Annotated in this window: 22 protein-coding genes; 16 read left to right on the top strand and 6 right to left on the bottom strand. The window is 65.0% G+C overall.

The window, feature by feature from the left end:
* From IB223_RS10205 to IB223_RS10195, 3 genes are all read left to right on the top strand, one after another.
* Positions 1–657: an exopolysaccharide biosynthesis protein gene (locus tag IB223_RS10205; RefSeq protein ID WP_192201556.1), complete on the top strand. Its 657-nt coding sequence runs from the start codon at positions 1–3 to the stop codon at positions 655–657.
* A gap of 67 nt (positions 658–724) precedes the next feature.
* On the top strand, positions 725–1,480 hold the full coding sequence (locus IB223_RS10200; protein ID WP_225591066.1) for a peptidoglycan DD-metalloendopeptidase family protein: 756 nt from the start codon (positions 725–727) through the stop codon (positions 1,478–1,480).
* A 44-nt stretch (positions 1,481–1,524) separates the two neighbouring features.
* Complete coding sequence (locus tag IB223_RS10195) at positions 1,525–2,346, top strand: endonuclease/exonuclease/phosphatase family protein (RefSeq protein WP_192201554.1); 822 nt, start codon at positions 1,525–1,527, stop codon at positions 2,344–2,346.
* Here the strand turns inward: IB223_RS10195 and IB223_RS10190 are convergent.
* The 3 genes from IB223_RS10190 to yhbY are packed head-to-tail and all read right to left on the bottom strand — an operon-like array spanning position 2,307 to position 3,656.
* On the bottom strand, positions 2,307–2,936 hold the full coding sequence (locus IB223_RS10190) for a D-Ala-D-Ala carboxypeptidase family metallohydrolase (protein WP_192201553.1): 630 nt from the start codon (positions 2,934–2,936) through the stop codon (positions 2,307–2,309). The two genes, IB223_RS10195 and IB223_RS10190, sit on opposite strands and share 40 nt — an antisense overlap.
* A 13-nt stretch (positions 2,937–2,949) precedes the next feature.
* Positions 2,950–3,327 (bottom strand): Mth938-like domain-containing protein, encoded by a 378-nt coding sequence (locus tag IB223_RS10185; protein ID WP_192201552.1) that lies wholly within the window; start codon positions 3,325–3,327, stop codon positions 2,950–2,952.
* Positions 3,328–3,350: 23 nt separating this feature from the next.
* Positions 3,351–3,656 carry a ribosome assembly RNA-binding protein YhbY gene (yhbY, locus tag IB223_RS10180; RefSeq protein WP_192201551.1) on the bottom strand — a complete coding sequence of 102 codons (306 nt, stop codon included), beginning with the start codon at positions 3,654–3,656 and terminating at the stop codon, positions 3,351–3,353.
* Positions 3,657–3,757: 101 nt separating this feature from the next.
* On the opposite strand from yhbY, the gene rlmE reads away from it, so the two are divergent.
* The 12 genes from rlmE to IB223_RS10120 all read left to right on the top strand — a co-directional run bounded on the left by rlmE (position 3,758) and on the right by IB223_RS10120 (position 15,520).
* Positions 3,758–4,390 (top strand): 23S rRNA (uridine(2552)-2'-O)-methyltransferase RlmE, encoded by a 633-nt coding sequence (gene rlmE / locus IB223_RS10175; RefSeq protein WP_192202383.1) that lies wholly within the window; start codon positions 3,758–3,760, stop codon positions 4,388–4,390.
* A gap of 49 nt (positions 4,391–4,439) precedes the next feature.
* Positions 4,440–6,368: an ATP-dependent zinc metalloprotease FtsH gene (ftsH, locus tag IB223_RS10170; RefSeq protein ID WP_192201550.1), complete on the top strand. Its 1,929-nt coding sequence runs from the start codon at positions 4,440–4,442 to the stop codon at positions 6,366–6,368.
* A gap of 186 nt (positions 6,369–6,554) precedes the next feature.
* A complete protein-coding gene (folP, locus tag IB223_RS10165) occupies positions 6,555–7,454 on the top strand; it encodes a dihydropteroate synthase (protein WP_192201549.1) in 900 nt (299 codons plus the stop codon).
* Positions 7,455–7,511: 57 nt separating this feature from the next.
* Entirely contained in the window at positions 7,512–8,462 is a 951-nt protein-coding gene (gene miaA / locus IB223_RS10160; RefSeq protein WP_192201548.1) for a tRNA (adenosine(37)-N6)-dimethylallyltransferase MiaA, read from the top strand.
* A 173-nt stretch (positions 8,463–8,635) separates the two neighbouring features.
* Positions 8,636–8,914, top strand: coding sequence for an RNA chaperone Hfq (gene hfq, locus IB223_RS10155; protein ID WP_062355623.1), 279 nt, complete (start codon positions 8,636–8,638; stop codon positions 8,912–8,914).
* Positions 8,915–8,948: 34 nt separating this feature from the next.
* Positions 8,949–10,289, top strand: a complete 1,341-nt coding sequence (gene hflX / locus IB223_RS10150) for a ribosome rescue GTPase HflX (protein ID WP_192201547.1) — start codon at positions 8,949–8,951, stop codon at positions 10,287–10,289.
* A 236-nt stretch (positions 10,290–10,525) separates the two neighbouring features.
* Complete coding sequence (gene hflK, locus IB223_RS10145; RefSeq protein ID WP_192201546.1) at positions 10,526–11,650, top strand: FtsH protease activity modulator HflK; 1,125 nt, start codon at positions 10,526–10,528, stop codon at positions 11,648–11,650.
* On the top strand, positions 11,647–12,510 hold the full coding sequence (gene hflC / locus IB223_RS10140; protein WP_192201545.1) for a protease modulator HflC: 864 nt from the start codon (positions 11,647–11,649) through the stop codon (positions 12,508–12,510). The genes hflK and hflC overlap by 4 nt, the downstream gene beginning before the upstream one ends.
* 91 nt (positions 12,511–12,601) lie before the next feature.
* Entirely contained in the window at positions 12,602–12,787 is a 186-nt protein-coding gene (locus tag IB223_RS10135) for a DUF2065 family protein (RefSeq protein ID WP_192201544.1), read from the top strand.
* A gap of 221 nt (positions 12,788–13,008) precedes the next feature.
* On the top strand, positions 13,009–14,301 hold the full coding sequence (locus IB223_RS10130; RefSeq protein ID WP_192201543.1) for an adenylosuccinate synthase: 1,293 nt from the start codon (positions 13,009–13,011) through the stop codon (positions 14,299–14,301).
* 307 nt (positions 14,302–14,608) lie between these two features.
* Positions 14,609–14,929, top strand: a complete 321-nt coding sequence (locus IB223_RS10125) for a hypothetical protein (RefSeq protein WP_225590998.1) — start codon at positions 14,609–14,611, stop codon at positions 14,927–14,929.
* 285 nt (positions 14,930–15,214) lie between these two features.
* On the top strand, positions 15,215–15,520 hold the full coding sequence (locus IB223_RS10120) for a hypothetical protein (protein ID WP_225590997.1): 306 nt from the start codon (positions 15,215–15,217) through the stop codon (positions 15,518–15,520).
* A gap of 62 nt (positions 15,521–15,582) precedes the next feature.
* Here the strand turns inward: IB223_RS10120 and IB223_RS10115 are convergent, their stop codons facing one another.
* The 3 genes from IB223_RS10115 to IB223_RS10105 are packed head-to-tail and all read right to left on the bottom strand — an operon-like array spanning position 15,583 to position 19,596.
* Positions 15,583–17,307: a deoxycytidylate deaminase gene (locus IB223_RS10115; protein WP_192201542.1), complete on the bottom strand. Its 1,725-nt coding sequence runs from the start codon at positions 17,305–17,307 to the stop codon at positions 15,583–15,585.
* A gap of 50 nt (positions 17,308–17,357) precedes the next feature.
* Positions 17,358–19,220, bottom strand: coding sequence for a DUF2075 domain-containing protein (locus IB223_RS10110; protein WP_192201541.1), 1,863 nt, complete (start codon positions 19,218–19,220; stop codon positions 17,358–17,360).
* A gap of 25 nt (positions 19,221–19,245) precedes the next feature.
* Positions 19,246–19,596 (bottom strand): nucleotide pyrophosphohydrolase, encoded by a 351-nt coding sequence (locus IB223_RS10105; protein ID WP_192201540.1) that lies wholly within the window; start codon positions 19,594–19,596, stop codon positions 19,246–19,248.
* A 159-nt stretch (positions 19,597–19,755) separates the two neighbouring features.
* On the opposite strand from IB223_RS10105, the gene IB223_RS10100 reads away from it, so the two are divergent.
* Positions 19,756–20,634 (top strand): GIY-YIG nuclease family protein, encoded by an 879-nt coding sequence (locus IB223_RS10100; protein ID WP_192201539.1) that lies wholly within the window; start codon positions 19,756–19,758, stop codon positions 20,632–20,634.
* The last annotated feature ends 105 nt before the right edge of the window (positions 20,635–20,739 follow it).

Here is a 20,739-nt window from a genome sequence, read left to right as displayed (position 1 = left end):
GTGACGGATCCGCAACACGACGCAGATGCGCTCGATCAGGCGGCTTCGCTGGGCGAGCAACTGGCGGACATCATCGAGCGCCTTCCGCCGGACACGTTGAGCCTGGGCGAACTGCTGGATGTCTTCAGCGACGAAGGGCTGCTGTTGCTGACCATCCTGCTGACGCTTGTGTTCCTGATCCCGGTGTCGATCCCGGGCGTCAGCACCGTGTTCGGCGCGGCCATCCTGCTGGTCGGGGTAAGCCGGTTGATCAACCGACCGCTATGGCTGCCGGCGCGCGTGAAGGACAAGGCATTGCCGGCCGATCGCCTGCGTCCTGGCCTGATTGGCGGACTCGTATGGGTCCGCAGGATGGAGAAGATCAGCAGGCCGCGTCGCCTGCGCTTCTTCGTCGACGGTGCGGGGCAGGGGACGCTCAACAATCTTGCTTTCATCCTGGCGGCACTGCTGTTGATGGCGCCGTTCGGATTCGTGCCATTCAGCAATACCCTGCCAGCCTTGGCGCTGTTGCTGTACGCCATCGGTTTCATCCAGCGCGACGGGGGTGCGATCCTGCTGGGCCATCTGGCCAACATCGGCACGATCGTCTACTTCAGCGTACTGATCGGCGGCGGCGGCGTTGCGGTGCGCGAACTGTTCCAGCGATTGACCGGCTGAGGCCGCCAAGCCACGCCTTGAGGAAACGACTCCACGCATGACCACGACGCTCCGCTCCCGCAATCGAATGACGCGCGTCCTCCTGATCGGCTTTGCCGTGGCGATGCTGGGCGCCTGCTCGACCACGGTGGTACGCGAGCCGTCCTCGTCATCGACCCGCAAACCTTCGCAGGCCAAGCCGGGCGCGACGGTGCGCGTGCAGCGCGGCGATACCCTGTTCGGCATCGCATTCCGCAATGGGGTCGATGTCAACGACCTCGCGCGCTGGAACGGCATCGCGCCGCCCTACACGATCTACCCCGGGCAATCGCTGAAGCTGTATCCCGGCAACGCCGGCAGCCGGCCCACCGCGACGACCACGCCCCCCAAGCCCGTCACCGGCGCGACCACGCGCCCGACACCGCCCGCACCGGTCACGCGTCCTGTCGCGACGCCAGCGCCGGCTAACGCCGGATTCTCGTGGCGCTGGCCGGCGGAAGGCCATCTGATCGGACGTTTCGTCGCAGGAGATGCCACCAAGCAGGGCATCGACATCGCAGGCAGCAGCGGCCAGGCGGTGCGCGCGGCGGCGGACGGCGTGGTGGTGTACTCCGGCGCCGGCCTGGTGGGCTATGGCGAACTGATCATCATCAAGCACAGCGAAGCCTGGCTGTCCGCATACGGCCACAACCGCAAGCGGCTGGTGAATGAAGGCCAGAACATCAAGGCCGGCCAGCAGATCGCGGAAATGGGCAGCAGCGGCGCATCGCGCGAGATGCTCCACTTCGAGATCCGCCACAACGGCAAACCGGTCGATCCGCTGCAGTATCTGCCGGCGCGTTGAGTATCGTGCCGATGATCGTGTCGATATGGCGGAAGCGGGCCCTGATGGCGTTGGGGCTGATGGCAGTGGTGGCCCTGGTCGCCTGCCAGCGGCCACGCAGCGCACCGGCGGCGTCGACCGTCGACGTGGTCACCCTCAACCTGTGGCACGACAAGCAGGACTGGCCCCATCGCCAGGACATGATCGTCGCCGGGTTGAAGGCGCTGTCGCCGGACGTGATCGTGTTGCAGGAAGTGCTGCAGGATGCCGCGCTGCCCAACCAGGCGCAGGTGCTGGCCTCACGCCTCGGCTACCGGTACCGGTTCTTCTCGGCCGACGCACCGGAACAGCCACGGCGCTATGGCAACGCCATCCTGGTCAAGGGCGCGATCGAACAGTCGCGTGAAGTGAAGCTCGCGCCACTCGACGATTACCGGAATGCGGGTTGGGTGCGGACGACGGTGCACGGGATGCCGTTGAACGTCTACGTGACCCATCTGCATTACAAGCCGGAGGGCGGGGCGATACGTGCCGAACAGATCGCGGGCGTGCTCGCGCTGATCGACGAGACGGCCGGCGACGCACCCTCGATCATCGGCGGCGACTTCAACACGCGTTCGGACACGCCGGAACTGGCGCCGCTGCGCGCGCGCTTCCTCGAAGCCTACTCCGAGGCGCACGCGGGCGTGGACACCAACACGCCGGTGCACACCACGCTCAACACGCACCTGGGTCATCCACCGATCCGCATCGATCATGTCTTCGCCCAGCGCAAGGCGTTCCGCGTCGTCGACGCGGACATCATCCTTGACCAGTCCGACGCGAAGGGCGCCTGGCCGTCCGACCACTACGGTGTCCGGGTACGGTTGGCCCGCGCGGCCGACTGACCCGCTGCACCGGTGACACACAGTGAGGTTCCGCGCCGGTGGTCGTTGCCCCAGGTACGGTGCCCGGCCGTATCGATGTGGATCCTGGTCGGCGTGTAGAAGCCCAGTCCCATCGCCAGTGACGGACCCCGCGTGCGCCAGAACTTGCACAGGGCGCGTGCTTGGCTGCCGTCGGCAAGGTCGAAGTCCAGTGCATTGTTGAGGAGGTGGCGGCTGCGCGTGCTCCCTCCCGAACAGCGGTTCAGCGCGGCGGACCGGTAACCGGAGCGCACGTTGCTGCCTTCGACGATACCCAAGGCCTGCAATTGCGCGACCACGCGCAGGGTCGGCACGATGGCGGCGGCGCGGTCGGAAGGGGGCAACAGGAATTCCGGCGCCTGGCAGGTCCGCCAGCGGCGGCTGGAGCGCAGCAGCGCATGCATCGGCACCACATCACCGACACCGGCGTCGGTCAGCATGCGTTCGTAAGCGGTCAGGCTCTGTGCGCCGCCGCCCTGCCGCCAATCGTCGTAGCGCTGCGCGGCATCCGGTGGGGCCCGGTTGCATGCGGTGGCGAACAGGATGGCGGGCAGCAGGAGCAGGTGCCGCATCGCCATGACGTGGTCAGCGTGGCGCCAGCAGGAACCCGGCCACGACCTTGCGCGATTCACTGGCCAGCACGTTGAACGTGCGGGCGGCGGCGGCGTTCGTCATGACCTCAAGGCCGACGCCCAGGCTCAGGCACGCGGCCATGACCGCTGCAGGCGGGAACACCTGGCGCTCGCCGGTGCCCAGCAGGACTACTTCCGGCTTCAGCGCCAGCAGCGGCGCCAGATCGTCCGGTGCAAGCAAAGCGCTGTCGCGTACCGGCCAGTCTTCGACGAGTTGCTGCGGCGAGAGGATGAAGCTGGCCGACAGCGTCCGGTCGTTCACCCGGGCGGACTGGCCGTCGGCGGACCGCAGGGTGAAGGCGTAGTCGGGCAGTTCGTGGTTCAGTTGCATGGCGGGCGACCTGCGCGCCGGGGTCAGCCGCGCGGCAGCACGATGTGCCGGCGTTCCTTGCTGGGCCGATACAGCACGGCCGTGTGGCCGATGCGCTGCACCAGGGCGGCGTCGGCCTTGTCGGCTAGGTCGTCGATCATCGCGTCGCGGGCGTCGCGGTCCTCGCCGGCGACCTTCACCTTGACCAGTTCGTGCTGCTCAAGCACGGCATCCAGCTCGGCGATGAAGGCCGGCGTGACACCCTTGTTGCCGATCTGCAGCAGCGCCTTCAGGTCGTGGGCCTGGCCGCGCAGGAAACGGGTCTGGGCAGCGGTCAGGGCAACAGGCATGCGGCACGGTACGGGTTCAAAAGGGTGATCAGGGTATCATGGCCACCCCCACGAACGGCTCCGGCGGCTCCCGTCGCAGCGTGCCCGGAGACCTCGCCGACATGGCCACCCGCAGCAAGAGCAGCCAGCGCTGGCTGAAGGAACACTTCTCCGATCCCTACGTGAAGAAGGCCCAGGCCGAGGGCCTGAGGTCGCGGGCTGCCTACAAGCTGGAAGAACTGCTGGAGCGCGACCGCCTGCTCAAGCCGGGCATGGTCGTCGTCGACCTGGGCGCCGCGCCGGGCGGCTGGTCGCAGTTCGTCCGCCAGGCATTGGGCGACAGTGGCCGCGTGGTGGCGATGGACATCCTCGACATGCCGCCGCTGGCCGGGGTGGAGTTCCTTCATGGGGATTTCAGGGAAGACAGCGTCCTATCCCGGTTGGAAGCCATGCTGGACGGCGCTCCCGTGGACCTTGTGCTGTCGGATATGGCCCCCAATAAGAGTGGTGTGGATGCGGTCGACCAGCCGCGGATGATGCATCTGGCGGAGTTGGCCATGGAGTTCGCCGACAGCCACCTGAAGCCGGGCGGGGCGTTCCTGATCAAGCTGTTCCAGGGCACCGGTTCCGACGACTACATCCGCGAGCTTCGCCGCCGCTATGACAAGGTGGCGATCCGCAAACCGGACGCGTCCCGCAAGCGCTCCCCCGAGGTGTATGCCCTGGGACAGGGCAAGCGGATCCAGATCAAGTAAGGTGACGTAAAGTGCGTATTACGAAAGAGGAACGCCGGAGCCGATGAGGATGAACGACCTGACCAAGAATCTTCTGCTGTGGGTAGTCGTCGCCGTCGTGCTGATGGTCGTCTTCCAGAGCTTCTCGCCCAAGGGCGGGGCCACGACCACCAGTGGCGCGATCACGTATTCCGAGTTCCTGCAGGAAGTCGAAGCGGGCCGCGTCGCGTCGGTGCAGTTCACCAACGAGAGCAATCTGTCGACCAACGCGATCACCTTCAAGCGCAAGGACGGCCAGACCGGCACGGTCTACGGTCCGCAGGATCCCAGCCTCGTCAACGAACTGATCAGCAAGAACGTCACCTTTGACCGCGAGCAGCCCGACAGCGGCATCTCGCTGGTCGCGATCCTGCTGAACTTCCTGCCCGTGCTGCTGATCATCGGCTTCTGGATCTTCATCATGCGCCAGATGCAGGGCGGTGGCGGCGGTGCCAAGGGCGCGATGTCCTTCGGCAAGTCGCGCGCCAAGCTGCAGGGCGAGGACCAGGTGAAGGTGACCTTCGCGGACGTCGCCGGTTGCGACGAGGCAAAGGAGGAAGTCGGCGAACTGGTCGAGTTCCTGCGCGATCCGGGCAAGTTCCAGAAGCTGGGCGGCAAGATCCCGCGCGGCGTGCTGATGGTCGGCCAGCCCGGCACCGGCAAGACGCTGCTGGCCAAGGCCATCGCGGGCGAGGCCAAGGTGCCGTTCTTCAGCATTTCCGGTTCGGACTTCGTCGAGATGTTCGTCGGCGTCGGCGCCAGCCGCGTGCGCGACATGTTCGAGCAGGCCAAGAAGCACGCCCCCTGCATCATCTTCATCGATGAAATCGACGCCGTCGGCCGCCACCGCGGTGCCGGCCTTGGCGGCGGTCATGACGAGCGCGAGCAGACCTTGAACCAGCTGCTGGTCGAGATGGACGGCTTCGAGGGTGGCGAAGGCGTCATCGTCATCGCCGCGACCAACCGTCCCGACGTGCTGGACCCGGCGCTGCTGCGTCCGGGCCGCTTCGACCGCCAGGTCGTGGTCGGGCTGCCGGACGTGAAGGGCCGCGAGCAGATCCTGCGCGTGCACATGCGCAAGCTGCCGCTGGCGGACGACGTCGAGCCGATGGTGATCGCGCGCGGTACGCCCGGCTTCAGTGGCGCCGATCTGGCCAACCTCGCCAACGAGGCCGCCCTGTTCGCCGCACGCGAGAATGCGAAGGAAGTCCGCATGGACCACTTCGACCGCGCGCGCGACAAGATCCTGATGGGCGCCGAACGCCGTTCGATGGCGATGAGCGAGGACGAGAAGACGCTCACCGCCTACCACGAGGCCGGCCATGCCATCGTCGGCCGCCTGGTGCCGGAGCACGATCCGGTCTACAAGGTCACCATCATCCCGCGCGGTCGCGCGCTGGGCGTGACGATGTACCTGCCGGAAGGCGACAAGTATTCGCTCAATCGCGTGGCCATCGAGTCGCAACTGTGTTCGCTGTATGGCGGCCGCGTCGCCGAGGAGTTGATCTTCGGTGCCGACAAGGTCACCACGGGCGCGTCCAACGACATCGAACGCGCCACCAAGATGGCGCGCAACATGGTCACCAAGTGGGGCCTGAGCGACGAGATGGGCCCGATCGCCTACGGTGAGGAAGAGGACGAAGTGTTCCTCGGCCGGTCGGTCACCCAGCACAAGAATGTCTCCAACGAGACCGCGCGCCGGATCGACGAAGTCGTCCGCGCCATCCTGGATCGCGCCTATGCGCGCACCAAGACGATCCTGACGGAGAACATGGACAAGCTGCACACCATGTCGCAGCTGCTGCTGGAGTACGAAACGATCGACGTGCCCCAGATCGACGCCATCATGGAAGGGCGCGAGCCGCCTCCGCCGATGGGCTGGAACAAGACCGGCAAGGACGACGACAAGCCCGAGTCGCGTCCGCTGCCGCCGATTGGGGGTCCTGCCGCGCAGACCTGAGGCGCGTTGATCCACCCGTTGCGTGACGCGAAGGCCTGGCCATGCCAGGCCTTCGTCGTTCCGGTCTGGCGGAAGCGACGCGAGGCGCGATGCTTCCTCGTGCCGCGTCCGTCACGGTGGGCGGCGACTGGCGTCGCTCCCACAACGGAGCGCTCTACAATGCGCGCAGCACATCGGGAGAAGCGCATGTTCGACACCGTCCCCCAGCTCGACTGCGCCGGCCGCATCCTCCGGCTCGACCGCCCGCAGGTGATGGGCATCGTCAATGTCACCCCGGATTCGTTTTCCGATGGCGGCGCGCATGACACGACGGAAGCGGCCGTCGCGCACGCGTTGAAACTGGTGGAAGAGGGCGCGGACCTGCTGGACATCGGGGGCGAATCCACGCGCCCGGGCGCGGACGAGGTGGCGCTGGAGGAGGAACTGCGCCGCGTGATACCGGTGATCGAGCGGCTTGCCGCGCAGATCGCGGTGCCGATCAGCGTCGACACCTCCAAGCCGGACGTGATGCGCGCCGCCGTGCAGGCCGGTGCGGGCATGATCAACGACGTCTACGGCCTGCGCCGCGACGGTGCGCTCGAGACCGCCGCGATGCTCGGTGTGCCGGTGGTCCTGATGCACATGCAGGGCGAGCCGCGTTCGATGCAGGCCGCCGCGCAGTACGACGACGTCGTCGGCGAGGTGCACCGGTTCCTCGCCGAGCGCATCTTCGCGGCCGAGATGGCCGGCATCGCGAAGAAGCACATCGTCATCGATCCCGGCTTCGGTTTCGGCAAGGACACCCCGCACAACCTGCAGTTGCTGGCGCAGCTGGAGCGGTTCGTCGAGCTCGGCGTGCCGGTACTGGCGGGTCTGTCGCGGAAGCGCAGCATCGGGCAACTCACCGGTCGTGATGCGCCGGCTGATCGCGTGGCCGGATCGGTGGCTGCGCACCTGATCGCCGCACAGCGCGGCGCGGCTATCGTGCGGGTACACGACGTGGCCGCCACGGTGGATGCGTTGAAGATATGGAATGCCGTCGCCGCCATCCCGGCGCCCCGCAAGCCGACCGCCGCGCAGACGATCCGCTGGCCCGACGACGAGTAGAGGGCTGGCCCCGCCGCCACGCCGGGCTGCGTGGCGGACGGATGCGACAATACCCGCATGCCGCTCGATGCCCGTCCCCTCGCCATCGCCATCATGGGCCCGACCGCGTCGGGCAAGACCGCGTTCGCGCTGGAAGTGGCGCAACGTTTCGGTGGCGAGATCATCAGCGTGGATTCGGCGCTGGTCTACCGGGGCCTCGACATCGGTGCGGCCAAACCCACGGCGGAAGAGCAGGCGCGCGTGCCGCATCACCTGCTGGACGTGCGCGACCCGTGGCAGGCGTATTCGGCGGCCGAGTTCGCGCAGGAGGCACGCGTCGCGCTGGACGGCATCGCGTCGCGCGGGCGATTGCCGATCCTCGCCGGCGGCACCGGCCTCTATTTCCAGGCCCTGCTCGAAGGGCTGGCCGCCATGCCGGCGGCGGATGCCGCATTGCGTGCCGACATCACCGCGGAAGCGCAGGCGCAGGGCTGGCCGGCCCTGCATGCGGCGCTGGCCCAGGTCGACCCCGCCGCCGCCGCGCGCATCCACGCCACCGATCCGCAGCGCATCCAGCGGGCGCTGGAGGTGTACCGCCTCACCGGCAAGCCCATCAGCCACTGGCAGCGCGAAGCACGCGGCATGCGCCTGCCGTTCCGCGTGCTGAAGCTGGTACTCGCACCGGCCGACCGCACCGTGCTGCATGAGCGCATCGCGCGCCGCTTCGACCTGATGCTCGAACAAGGCTTCCTCGACGAAGTCCACCGCCTGCGCGCACTGCCGGGCATGCAGGCCGTCGCCGTCCCTCTCGACCTGCCGGCGGTGCGCGCCGTGGGCTATCGCCAGGCGTGGGAGTACCTCGACGGCCAGGGCGATGCGGCGGCGTTCCGTGAGCGCGCCATCGCCGCTACCCGCCAGCTCGCCAAGCGCCAGCTGACCTGGTTGCGCGGAGAACTGGACGCGCGCTGGTTCGATCCGGCCATCGATCGCGCCCGCCTGGACGATGCACTGGCCCTGTTCCTGCCGTGATCGTGGACCGTTTGGGTCACATTGTCCGGAATTGGGACCCGTTGCCTGACTTGGCAACGCCCCGCCGGGCCGATGTTGTGTAACATCGGGGCTCCGGGACGACAGGGGAGCTGTTCGTCGGCCCGGCACGGCACCACATACCTAACTATAAGAACGCAAGGCGGGAGTACGTCATGTCCAAGGGGCAATCCCTGCAGGATCCTTTCCTGAATGCACTGCGGCGCGAGCGCGTCCCGGTGTCGGTCTACCTGGTCAACGGCATCAAGCTGCAGGGCACCATCGAATCCTTCGACCAGTTCGTGGTCCTGCTGCGCAACACGGTCAGCCAGATGGTCTACAAGCACGCCATTTCCACCGTGGTGCCGGCGCGCAACGTGCGCGTGGGACCGGGCGGCGGCTACGTGCAGCAGGGTGACGAAGACGCCGAAGGCGGCGACGACGAAACCGCGTGATAATGCGTGCCTCTAGTGAAGAGGCACGACCCCATTGTTTGAAAGATCCCGCAAGGGCGAGCATGCGCTGCTGATCCAGCCGCATGCCGGCGGCCGTCCCGACGACGGCCTCACCGAGGAATTCAGCGACTTGGCGCGCTCGGCCGGCGCCACCATCGCCGCGCTGCTTACCGCGCGCATCGACCGCCCCAATCCCTCCACGCTGATCGGCAGCGGCAAGCTGGAAGAAGTGAAGGCCGCCGCCGATGCCACCGGCGCCGACCTCATCCTGGTCAACTTTCCGCTGTCTCCGGGCCAGGAACGCAACCTCGAAAAATTCCTCGAGCGACGCGTGCTTGATCGCACCGGGCTGATCCTGGACATCTTCGCGCAGCGCGCGCGCAGCCATGAGGGCAAGCTTCAGGTCGAACTGGCGCAACTGCGCCACATGGCCACGCGCCTGGTACGTGGCTGGACCCACCTCGAGCGCCAGCGCGGCGGTTCCATCGGCTTGCGTGGTCCCGGCGAAACCCAGCTGGAAACCGACCGCCGCCTGCTGCAGAAGCGCGTCGAGCAGTTGCAGAAGCGGCTGGAGAAAGTCGAGGTGCAGCGCACCCAGATGCGCCGCGCCCGCGTGCGCAGCGAACTGCCGCGCGTGGCGCTCGTGGGCTACACCAACGCCGGCAAGTCCACCCTGTTCAACATGCTCACCGGCGCGGAGGCCTACGCGGCCGACCAGCTGTTCGCCACGCTGGACCCCACCGTGCGCCGCATCGACCTGCCCGGCGGCGCGGTGGTGCTGGCCGATACCGTGGGCTTCGTGCGCGACCTGCCGCACGAACTGGTCGCCGCCTTCCGCTCCACCCTGAGCGAGGCCCGCGAAGCCGACCTGCTGCTGCACGTCATCGACGCCGCCGATCCGCACCGCGAAGAGCGCATCGCACAGGTGGACGAGGTCCTGCAGGAAATCGGTGCCGGCGACCTGCCGCAGATGCTGGTGTTCAACAAGATCGACCGCATCGAAGGCGCCGAACCGCGCCACGACCAGCCCGACCCCGGCGTGGACGAAGGCGACGCCCCCAGTGCCGGCATGGGCCGCGAGCGGGTATGGCTGTCGGCGCGCGATGGCGCGGGCATCGATCTGCTGCGCGGCGCGCTGGCGCAGCGGCTGGGCTTCCAGCGCGTGCGCGGCGAACTGCACCTGCCGGCGAACTCGGCACGCCTGCGCTCGCGCCTGCACGCACTCGGTGCGGTGCTCGCGGAGGACTTCGAGGAGAACGGCTGGCGCGTCACCCTCGACCTGGCCCTGGCCGACGCGCAGCGCCTGGCCTCGCAGGCCGGCGGGCATCCGCTGGAGGCGTTGCTGCCGAAGATGGAGCGGGAAGACTGGCAGTAGGGCGGGATCGGATTGCCGTTGTAGGAGCGACGTAAGTCGCGACCGCACAGGTGAACCGCCCGAGGCAAATACCCTGCACGGAATTCCCGCGGTCGCGACTTACGTCGCTCCTACAGGGACCCGAATCCGGTGCCCCATGACCTCCCGGCCTTGCCTCCGGGCCCGGTCGCCCCTATCTAGTAGAATCGAAACCTGCGCCGGCCCCAGCCGCGCGAATCTTTCAATACGGAGTGGGCATGGCCTGGAACACCCCTGGCAGTGGCGGCGGCGGATCTGGCAACAACGGCAACCGGAACAACAGCTGGAAGCCGCGCAACCGGCAGGGCGGCGGCATCGGCGATGTGGTCGAACGCCTGCGCGGCCTGTTCGGCGGCGCTGGCGGCGGCAATCCGCTGCGCTGGGTGCTGCTGGGCGTGGGCATCCTGGTGCTGTTCTCCAGCTTCCAGCTGATCGGCGAGCAGGACCGGGGCGTGGTGCTGCGCTTCGGCCAGTACAACCGCACCATGCAGCCCGGCCCGAACTTCAAGTTCCCCTGGCCCATCGAAAGCGTCACCAAGGTCAACGCCACCGGCGTGCGCACCTTCAGCAACAGCCTGCCGGTGCTGACCCGCGACGAGAACATCATCACCGTGTCGTTCAACGTGCAGTACCGCGTGGGCGATCCCAAGCTGTTCCTGTTCGGCACCACCGACGCCACCCGCGTGCTGGAGCAGACTGCGCAGAGCGCCGTGCGTGAAGTGATCGGCCGTTCCGACCTGGACGCGGCGCTCAACAATCGCGGTCCGCTGTCCGCCACCGCCGGCACGGCGCTGCAGGCCTCGCTGGAGGCCTACCGCACCGGCCTGGTCGTCACCGAACTGAGTCTGCAGGACGCCCGCCCGCCGGAAGCCGTCAAGCCGGCGTTCGACGAGGTCAACAGCGCGCAGCAGGAAAACGAGCGCGTGGTCAGCCAGGCGCGTGCCTATGCGGCCAAGATCGTCCCCGAGGCGCGCGGCGACTCGCAGCAGATCCGTACCCAGGCCGAAGGCTACAAGACCGCCTCCATCGCCCGCGCCACCGGTGACGCGACCCGCTTCAGCCTGCTGCTGGACGAGTACCGCAACGCGCCGGAGGTCACCCGCAAGCGGCTGTGGCTGGATACCGTGCAGCAGGTGCTCGCCGACAACCGCAAGGTGGTCGGCGGCGACAGCCGCCAGCTGATCTACGTGCCCATGGGCAACGCCGCCGGCTCGTCCGCCGGTCAGCTGCCCACGGGCGTGATTCCCACCGAAATGATGCCGCCCGTGGAAAGCACCCCGTCCAGTTCCCGCAATGCGGTGCGCTCACCGCGCCCGGCCGGCCGTGAGGAGGCGCAGCCATGAAGACTTCATTGATCGTCGGCATCGCCGTGGCCGTGCTGCTGGGCCTGATGGGCTCGGTCTTCGTGGTGCGCGAAGGGCAGGTGGGCCTGGTGCTCAACCTGGGTCGCGTGGTGCGCAGCGAGATCGGCCCCGGCCTGCACTTCAAGCTGCCGCTGGTGGAAACCGCGCGCGTGTTCGATCGCCGCTTCACCGCCAACGAGTTTCCGCCCGAACGCTCGCTGACCTCCGAGCGCAAGGACGTCAGCGTCGACTTCATCGCCATCGGCTTCATCGTCAACGCGGCCGATTTCTACCGTGCCACCGGCGGCCAGGCCGACCTGGCCACCGAGCGCCTGGCGCCCATCATCAAGGAATCGCTGCGCAACGAGATCAACTCGCGCACGCTCACCCAACTGGTGTCGGGCAACCGCAATGAGCTGATCGAGAAGCAGCTGCCGGCGATCAATGCCGGTGCCAAGAACCTGGGCATGCAGGTGGTGGACATCCGCTTCAAGCAGATCGACCTGCCGACCGACAGCGAAGTCATCGACCAGGTCTACAACCGCATGCGCGCCGAACGCTCCCAGGTGGCCAGCGCCCTGCGCGCGCAGGGCGCCGAGCAGGCGCGGATCGTGCGGGCGCAGGCCGACCGCGACGTGGCGGTGCTGCTGGCCGAAGCCGAGCGCGATGCGCAGAAGCTGCGCGGTGAAGGCGATGCCGAAGCCGCCCGCCTCTACGGCGTGGCCGCCAACCGCGACCCGGCGTTCTACGCTTTCCAGCGCAGCCTGGAGGCCTACCGGGCCTCGTTCAAGGATGGGCAGGGCGTGATCGTGCTGGACAAGGACGACCCCTTCCTCCAGTACATGCGCAGCGACCGCTGAGCCTCCTCCACCGGCCGCCCCAGGGCGGCCGGTGCCGTTTCAGCCCTGTTCTCCATCGCCCCGCCATCACGGCGGCGCCGGGACTTCCCCCATGTCCGAACTCTGGTCCGCCTTGTGCCTCGTCGCCATCCTCGAAGGCCTGGTGCTGTTCGCCATTCCCGCAGGATGGAAGCGCGCCGTGGTGCAACTGCTGCAGATGTCCGACGGCCAGGTGCGCGCCGTCGGCGGCTTCATCCTGATCTTCGGGCTGACGTTCTTGTGGGTGTTGAAGCGCTGAACGGAAGCGCTGGGGCAGGGTAGCCCCCGTCCCCCTAAACCCGGATAATGCACAAAAGCCGGACGGGCTCCCTGCGTGGGAAGACCGCCGGCTTTTTCCGTGTCTGGGCCCGGCGTGGCGGGCGGCTCCCCGATGGAGCCTGCCGGCATCAACGGCGCCGTGGACCAGCACGACCCTTCCGGTGGCCCCGATGGCCGCCAACAATCGAGGAGTTACCCGTCATGGGTCAGTCAGTCGTCGTTCTCGGCGCCCAGTGGGGCGATGAAGGCAAGGGCAAGATCGTCGATCTGCTCACCGAGGAAATCGGAGCCGTCGTCCGTTTCCAGGGCGGCCACAATGCCGGCCACACGCTGGTCATCGGGGGCAAGAAGACCGTGCTCCACCTGATCCCGTCCGGCATCCTGCGCCCCGACGCGCTGTGCCTGATCGGCAACGGCGTGGTGCTGTCGCCGGCCGCGCTGATCAAGGAAATCGACGAACTGGAATCGGCCGGCGTGGAAGTGCGTTCGCGCCTGAAGATCTCCCCGGCCACGCCGCTGATCATGCCGTACCACATCGCCCTGGATCAGGCCCGCGAGAAGGCTGCCGGCGGCAAGGCCATCGGCACCACCGGCCGCGGCATCGGCCCGGCGTACGAGGACAAGGTGGCGCGTCGCGGCATCCGCGTGGCCGACCTGCATTACCCCAAGCAGCTGGAAGAGCTGCTGCGCACCGCGCTGGATTACCACAACTTCGTGCTGACCAAGTACCTGGGCGTCGACGCCGTCGATTTCCAGAAGACCTACGACGAAGCGCTCGCCTTCGGCGAATACGTGCAGCCGATGAAGTCCGACGTGGCCGGCATCCTGCACGACCTGCGCAAGCAGGGTAAGCGCGTGCTGTTCGAAGGCGCGCAGGGTGCGCTGCTCGACATCGACCACGGCACCTATCCCTACGTCACCAGCTCCAACACCACCGTCGGCGGCGCATTCGCCGGCACCGGCGTGGGCGCGGACGCCATCGACTACGTGCTGGGCATCTGCAAGGCCTACGCCACGCGCGTCGGCGGCGGTCCGTTCCCGACCGAGCTGGACGACGAAGTGGGGCAGGGCATCCGCGACCGCGGCCAGGAATACGGCGCCTCCACCGGCCGTCCGCGCCGCTGCGGCTGGATGGACATCGTCGCGCTGAAGCGCGCCGTCGCCATCAACGGCATCTCCGGCCTGTGCATCACCAAGCTGGACGTGCTGGACGGCATGAAGACGCTGAAGATCTGCATCGCGTACGAATACCGCGGCAAGCGCACCGAGTACGCGCCGCTGGATGCCGGCGGTTGGGAAGAGTGCACGCCGGTGTACCTGGAATTCCCGGGCTGGGACGAGAACACCCATGGCGTGACCGAGTGGGACAAGCTGCCGCCGGCCGCGCGTGCCTACCTGCGCGCGCTGGAAGAGCTGTCCGGCTGCCCGCTCGCCATCGTCAGCACCGGCCCGGACCGCGACCACACCATGGTGCTGCAGGACCCGTTCGCCTGAGGGATTCTGCCCGCAAGGCGGGAGGCCTGCCTTCCTTCTCCCCGCAAGCGGTGCGCATGCTTCTCCTTCTCCCCGCAAGCGGGGAGCATGCTTCTCCTTCTCCCCGCAAGCGGGGAGAAGGTGCCGAAGGCGGATGAGGGGCAAGCGCGATCCATCACCACCGACAAAGCCCCGCCCACGCGGGGCTTTTTTGCGCGCCCCACATTCCGGCACACGGCTTGCATCGCGGTCATCACCCTAAATAGCGGCCGCCCGTGGCCGTTAGTAGCAACAGATGTCACCCGCAATTGTTGGAGCCCCCACCCCCATGCATCGCACTGCTGCCCACGCCTCCGTCATCAATGGCCCCTGGCAGGCCTCCGCCCCCAAGGCGGCGGCCCCGCGCGCGCCCGAGCGCCGCAAATCCACCGCGGCGCAGGATGCCGCAGACCTGCGCGCCGGCCTCACGCCCGCGCAGTTGATGACGCTGGAAGCGCTGGAGATCTTCCAGTGGCGCCTGGCCTTCGTGCGCCGTCCGCTGTTCTGCGCGCCCATCCCGGTGTTGTTCGATCGTGACGCAACGCGTCACGTGGTGATCGAAGAAGACGGCACGCTCAACGAAACCCCAACGCTCGTCCTGCGCGCCTGACGCCTGCATATCCTTCTCCCCGCGGGCGGGGGTGAAGACGATCTGCCTGCGCGGCATGCCGCGCGATCGTCGGAACGCCGGGCGTGCTTCGCCCGGCCGGGGTGGGTGCCGAAGGCGGATGAGGGGCAAGCGCGATCCCTCCAAGCCCGTCGCCCCTTTCCCTGAACGCCCCTCCGCGACACAACGCGCTCCTCACGTTCCCTTGAGCCCGGCCGATAGAAGGTAAAGCTGCCGCCACAGCGGCACCCCCGTTCCCGTTCCACGCCATCAGGAGCCCCCCACCGGATGACGGATCCCCATCGCCCCCGCGACACCCCCGACCCGGACGCCCCGGGCACCTCTCCCCGTACGCCGGAGCGCCGCAAGGGCGCGCCGAAGATGGACGACGCCACGCTGCTGGCCGGCCTCACCCCGCAGCAGCAAGCCACCATCCACACCATGGAAGCCTTCCACTGGCGCCTGAAGTTCGTCCGCCGCCCGCTGTTCAAGACCCCCATCCCCGTGCTGTTCAACCGCGAGGGTGATCGCTACGTGGTGGTGAACGAGGATGGGACGATTGATGAGAACCCGGTGTTGGTGTTGAGGGATTGAAGCAACTGCTTTCCAAGTCCAATTGCCGCGGCCTCGATCCCTCTGTACGTCAGATCGCGAGATCAAACCAATGGAGGCTGCGGGCTCACAGGAATATCCGTAAGTCTCGCGTTGTACTCATCTTTGACAGGCATGAGTGGATCGTACAGTCGATGATAGGCATGCCCAATTGCGCCACGGAAAAGCGCTAGCTCAGGCTGGTTTTCTTTGTTCCCGGAGCGCAGTACGTGTACTTGCGAAATACCTGGATAGGGGTCGACGTAAACGACCTTCTTCACGCCAAGCTGGAATGCCTTCTTCGAGCACAGCTCGCAAGGACTGGCTGTCGTGTAAAGGTAGCCTCCACTTATTCCGCTGTTCCCATGCTTTGCGAGTTGCAAAAATGCATTCTCTTCAGCATGCAGCGAACGAGTATGAACCTGATTGTTCTCGTTCTTGAGCGAGTTATATGTGTCTTTGAAGCAGATTGGGCAAGGAAGTCCCAACGGACTTAGTGCCATGTTTCGCCTCGCATAATTGCTTTCGACTTTGGCTCTAAAATCTTCGTCGGTCTGCTCAAAGTCGCTAAAGGCCAATGAGTCGCCGCCCTTAATTAACTCATTTGCGTCTCTTAGTAGGCAGGGCACTTGGCCCGCGGGGACATCATTCCAGCCAACAGCTTTGATCGAATAGTTCTCATCCGCTATGGCGGCACCAACCTGCCTAGAGATGCAGCCACTATTGAGCTTTGCGGTGAACGCGAGTTGCATGCACCTCTCGTCTCGGGTTGGGGTTATCAGCCCTGGCCTTAACATCAAAGCGACGTACCTCACGATTTGCGCATTTAGTTCACGAATGCACTTGCTTCTCTGTCTTGGTTCGCCCGGATTCGCGAAGAAAATGTCGGACTTTTGGATGCACTCTTGAATGTTCTGGGAGACGTAGCTCGCGTAGCTTTTTAGAGATTTGCCGCCCGCGTACTCCTTGCTGTCCAGTGCAGCTATCGCTTCCTTGCTTAGGCCAAGTCGCTCGAGTCTGCTTCGGCGATGTAGATCGTTGGTACTTATCGCAATTGAGAAAAACGTGGCGAACTGATCCCTTAGATACACCAGCTCCAGCGGGTTCCTTACGGCGTCTATAACTACTCTAGTGCTCTTTTTTCCGTTAGCTCGATCATGCGTAAAGGCGGCCTTAGCCAGTCTTTTTACTCGCCGCATCAAAGAGAAGACTTTAGTAGGATTGATCTCCGACGAGATCGCGGAGCCGCTAAGTCGTATGTTGTCTCCCATGAGCTGAAACGCGGGGGCATACTTCGTATCCAGCAGTTTTCTAACTTCGCCGGCGCACGGCTCAAGGTGTGTGAAGAAGAAACTCCAAGCGCTAGACTCACTCTTTCGGTCGCCATCGACAATGCATTTCTTGAAATGCTTGTAGGACTCGACTTTTTTTAGGTCGATGAGAGTGTCGCTAACGGCCTTGCTAAGTGTAGGGTCGCCAACGCAGGTGAGGATGAAATCCTCGATCGGCTTCTTATCGTTATCGAGAAGAAAGCTAAGGATGACCGTTGAGACAGTAATCTTCTTGAAAGGGATCCATTGGCGCTGGAGAAGAAGTCTGGCTATTCCAAGTTTTCTCTTCTCTGGCTCCGTCGAGTCATCCTCCGAAAACGGGATTTCAGCAAGGTTCTTGCAGAGATTGTTGGCGGTAGTTGTGCAGCCGCTTCCTGTTCTTCCTGTGAGGGCTACGATTAGAAAGTCAGTTCGTTCGAAGTATGCTTCGTTGATCCCATCTGCGACGTGCGTTGTCATGACGGTGCTTCCCTCGCGGTGGTTGCTGTGGATGAACGATCCCGACTCAGCTATCGAAGGTTCTGCTTAATCTTTGTGCCAAGTGATGGGTCGACGCAGTAAACGTAGCATCCCTTCAGTCCTCTGCTTAGAAGGGTCTTGTAAGTATTTGAGATGATGGCCTCGAGCTTGTGCTGAATGGTTGGGTCGCTTTTCAGCTTTGTTTTATGGCCAAAGACCGACCGGTCTTGTTTGGATCGGCGACTTGCATTTCTGACTAGCGTTCCGTCGGTGATCGTCAGGTCGCGCCCGATTATTACTCCTACATAGTCAAGCTCGAGGCCCTGGCAGGTATGGATGCAGCCAACCTCTTCGACAGAATTTTCCGCCATGATCCAGAGGCTGCCGTCGACGCTAAGATTCCATTGCGCTTGATAACCGAACTCCGGAATCACGATGTCGTAGGCTGCGGAATCCTTCTTGCTCTTCCAATCCCAGCAATACCCCGCGACCACTCGTGATCGATTGTTTAGCTTGTTCTTCTCTCGAATCAGGCTGTGTAGTTCAACTGGCGATTCAACGATTCGGAAGTCGAAACTGTCGCGGTCGAAATCCGTGTTGGCGGTTTCGCGGATACCCAGCCAGTTGTCCAGCCACGCGATGTAGCCATCGGAGCCGCCGCAGCGGAACTGGGAGCTCAGCTCCAGTGTCGTGATTTCCGCACCGGCTGCATTTGCCCAATGCATCAACTCCCGGGTATGCCCGATATCGGCGAGCGTCACGATCTGGTCGTCATCCACGAAGAAGATCGTGCACTTGGCACTGCGGATGAGTTCCATGACCTGGTTCTCGCCCAGGTTGCCGTACAGGCCGCTCTTGGCGTTCAAACGATGCGCTTCGTCGACGACAAGCGTGTCGAACACGTTGGGCTCCGCGTCATGGAAGCCGCCAGACCCTGAGAACATGTTGCCGACTTCAACTCTGCGTACCTGACCCGCCAGCTTCTTCGCATACACGGCGCGGGGCGCGGCGTTCTTGGAGACGTACTTGGTCACCTGTCCGCGCTTGGTCAGCGCCACCAGCAGATTGACCGCGACCACCGACTTTCCAGTGCCGGGGCCGCCCTTGACGATGACCACCTGCTTGCGGGTTTCGCTTGCCTGCTCGGCGCGGGCCAGGCAGGTCTCGTAAACCACCTTCTGGTCGTCGACCAGGACGAACTCCTGATTGCCCTTGAGCATCTTGGCCAGACTGTCGGCCAGCATCTTGGAAGGGCGAATACGCCCGTTCTCCATCTTGTACAGCAGTTCTCCCTTGTCTCCCTTCTTGACGTGCTTCTTGATGAAATCGCGCAGGCGCTTGAGTTCGTCCTCGCCCTTCAGGAAGACAGGCGCCTTGTCGAGATAGGGGGCATAGCGCGCGTCGCGGATGATCCCGTCGTCGCGGTAGTTGTGCAGATAGGCGCAGGGCTGTAGCGCCGTCCCGGATTCGTAGACGGCTTCATTGAAGCCATTGAGCAAGGCCGCGTAGGACCATGCCTGATAGCTGGGGTGGGGGCCTTCGGTCTCGGCACGACCACCGCGATTGGCGACGATCAAGCCGTCCCTATCGCTCAGCTTGGCGGACGACCACTGTTTCAGCTCAACGATGATGACATGGGGTGTGCCGGCGTCATCGGCGCCGGACAGGATGAAGTCGATGCGCTTGGCCGTCTGTGGGATCCCGAACTCCACGCCAACCCCGATGTCGTCGGGAATCTGTGGGTCGCGCAGCACCCGGGACATCTCGCGCAGCGAGGCCGCCCATGATTTGAACTCGGCGTCCGTTGCGTAGCGGCCCATCTTCTGGACATAGGCCGCATTGATGACGTCTTCGATGTTCCTGTTGTCGTTGTCATCCAGGAACTGGTGTTTGGTTGCTTGGTAAACGATCACGCGAGCCTTCCCCTTGGCATCCCGATCAGAGTTCCGTGTACTTCCTGCTGCTGCCCCTGGCCTTGTCGACCGGGTACTTTTCGGCATTGAGCGCCAGCTTGTTCTTGGCAGCCGCGACCGGGTCGATTTGGAGCTTGTCTGCCAACTGCAGCAGGTAGAGCAGGACATCCGCGATCTCGAGTGCCACTTTGTCCCGTTGCTCCGGCGACAGATTCTGGCTCTGCTCGTCGGTCAGCCATTGGAAGTGCTCCAGCACCTCGGCGGCTTCAATCGACAACGAGGCCGCCAGGTTCTTGGGCGTATGGAACTGGCCCCAGTCCCGCTCCTCCGCAAATCGGCGCAGCGCGGTCTGTAGTTCCTGCACGTCGTTACTCACCCCGTCTTCCCCTTCCGCACCCCTCAAATGTGAGTATATGGGGAGACGCCCGGACGTGCCGGGTGGTCGGCACGCAGCACGGGGCGACCGCTTTCCGGACAGCCTCCCGTATGCGATCTCACGAGGGCCCAGAGGCCAAGATTCGAGGATTCAAGCGACGTGTCCGAGCTGATAGAACTCAACGACTTGCTTGCCAAGGCCGGGATCCCACCCAACGAGGTGCTCGTCATGCGCCATCGGCCCACCGAACGCGAGCTGCGCAAGGTGCTTCCCTGGCTGGCGGCCGAGCGGCACCACATCTATAACGCCTACCAGCAAAGTCACGGTCCCATCGTGGAGAAGGCGCTGGGTCGGGCCCGCTATCTGGCTTCGTTCATCGGGCACGAAGCGGGTAGGGCGGTCTTCGTGGGCCTGTATGGGGTGAAAGGCGCCAGGACCGTATCGACACGCGAGTTCTGGGGGATTACAGAGAACGCCGAGCTAAGAGCGCTTGGTACGCGGGGGCCGAAGGATCGCGATCACTCGTTGTGGTTTGACCTGGAGCCGCTGGACATGATGTCGGCGTGGAAGGGACGTCTGGTCGTTCGCTGGCCCGGTATAGAGCGCTCGTGGTGGCGCTGGGCGGATCGGAATCTGATTGCCGTGCATGCTCTCCATGAGGACGGCCTTCTGGTGCCTCCCATGCCGGAATGGCACTCGCTGGTGGTGGATTGGACACAACTGCCTTTGTTGCCTGCGCGGTGGCAACTGCTGCTCAAACAGTGGCGAGGCATATATCTGATATTTGATCGCGGCTCCGGCAAGCGCTACGTCGGATCTGCAGCAGGAGAAGAGAATCTTCTGGGGCGCTGGTTGAACTACGCAGATTCCGGCCACGGCGGAAACAGGCTGCTGAGAGGACTCGACCCCGCCGGATTCGCTTTCAGCATCCTGCAGCGCCTGTCGCCGGATATGGAACTGCGTGATGTCATCCATGTGGAGGCTTCATGGAAGGAGCGGCTGCATACGCGGGCACCGTTCGGACTCAATGACAACTGAACCCTCTCTACTCACACATAGCCTGACTCGCCAGCCAAATAGCCTCGCTCAACACACACCAAGCCTCACGCGTCAGGCTTTTCGGGTGGCTCAACACACAGTAAG

It is taken from the genome of Pseudoxanthomonas sp. PXM03, from assembly GCF_014852005.1.
GTDB lineage: Bacteria > Pseudomonadota > Gammaproteobacteria > Xanthomonadales > Xanthomonadaceae > Pseudoxanthomonas_A.
Note: the sequence above shows the minus strand (reverse complement) of the source record. Positions and strands in the feature narration are given on the sequence as shown.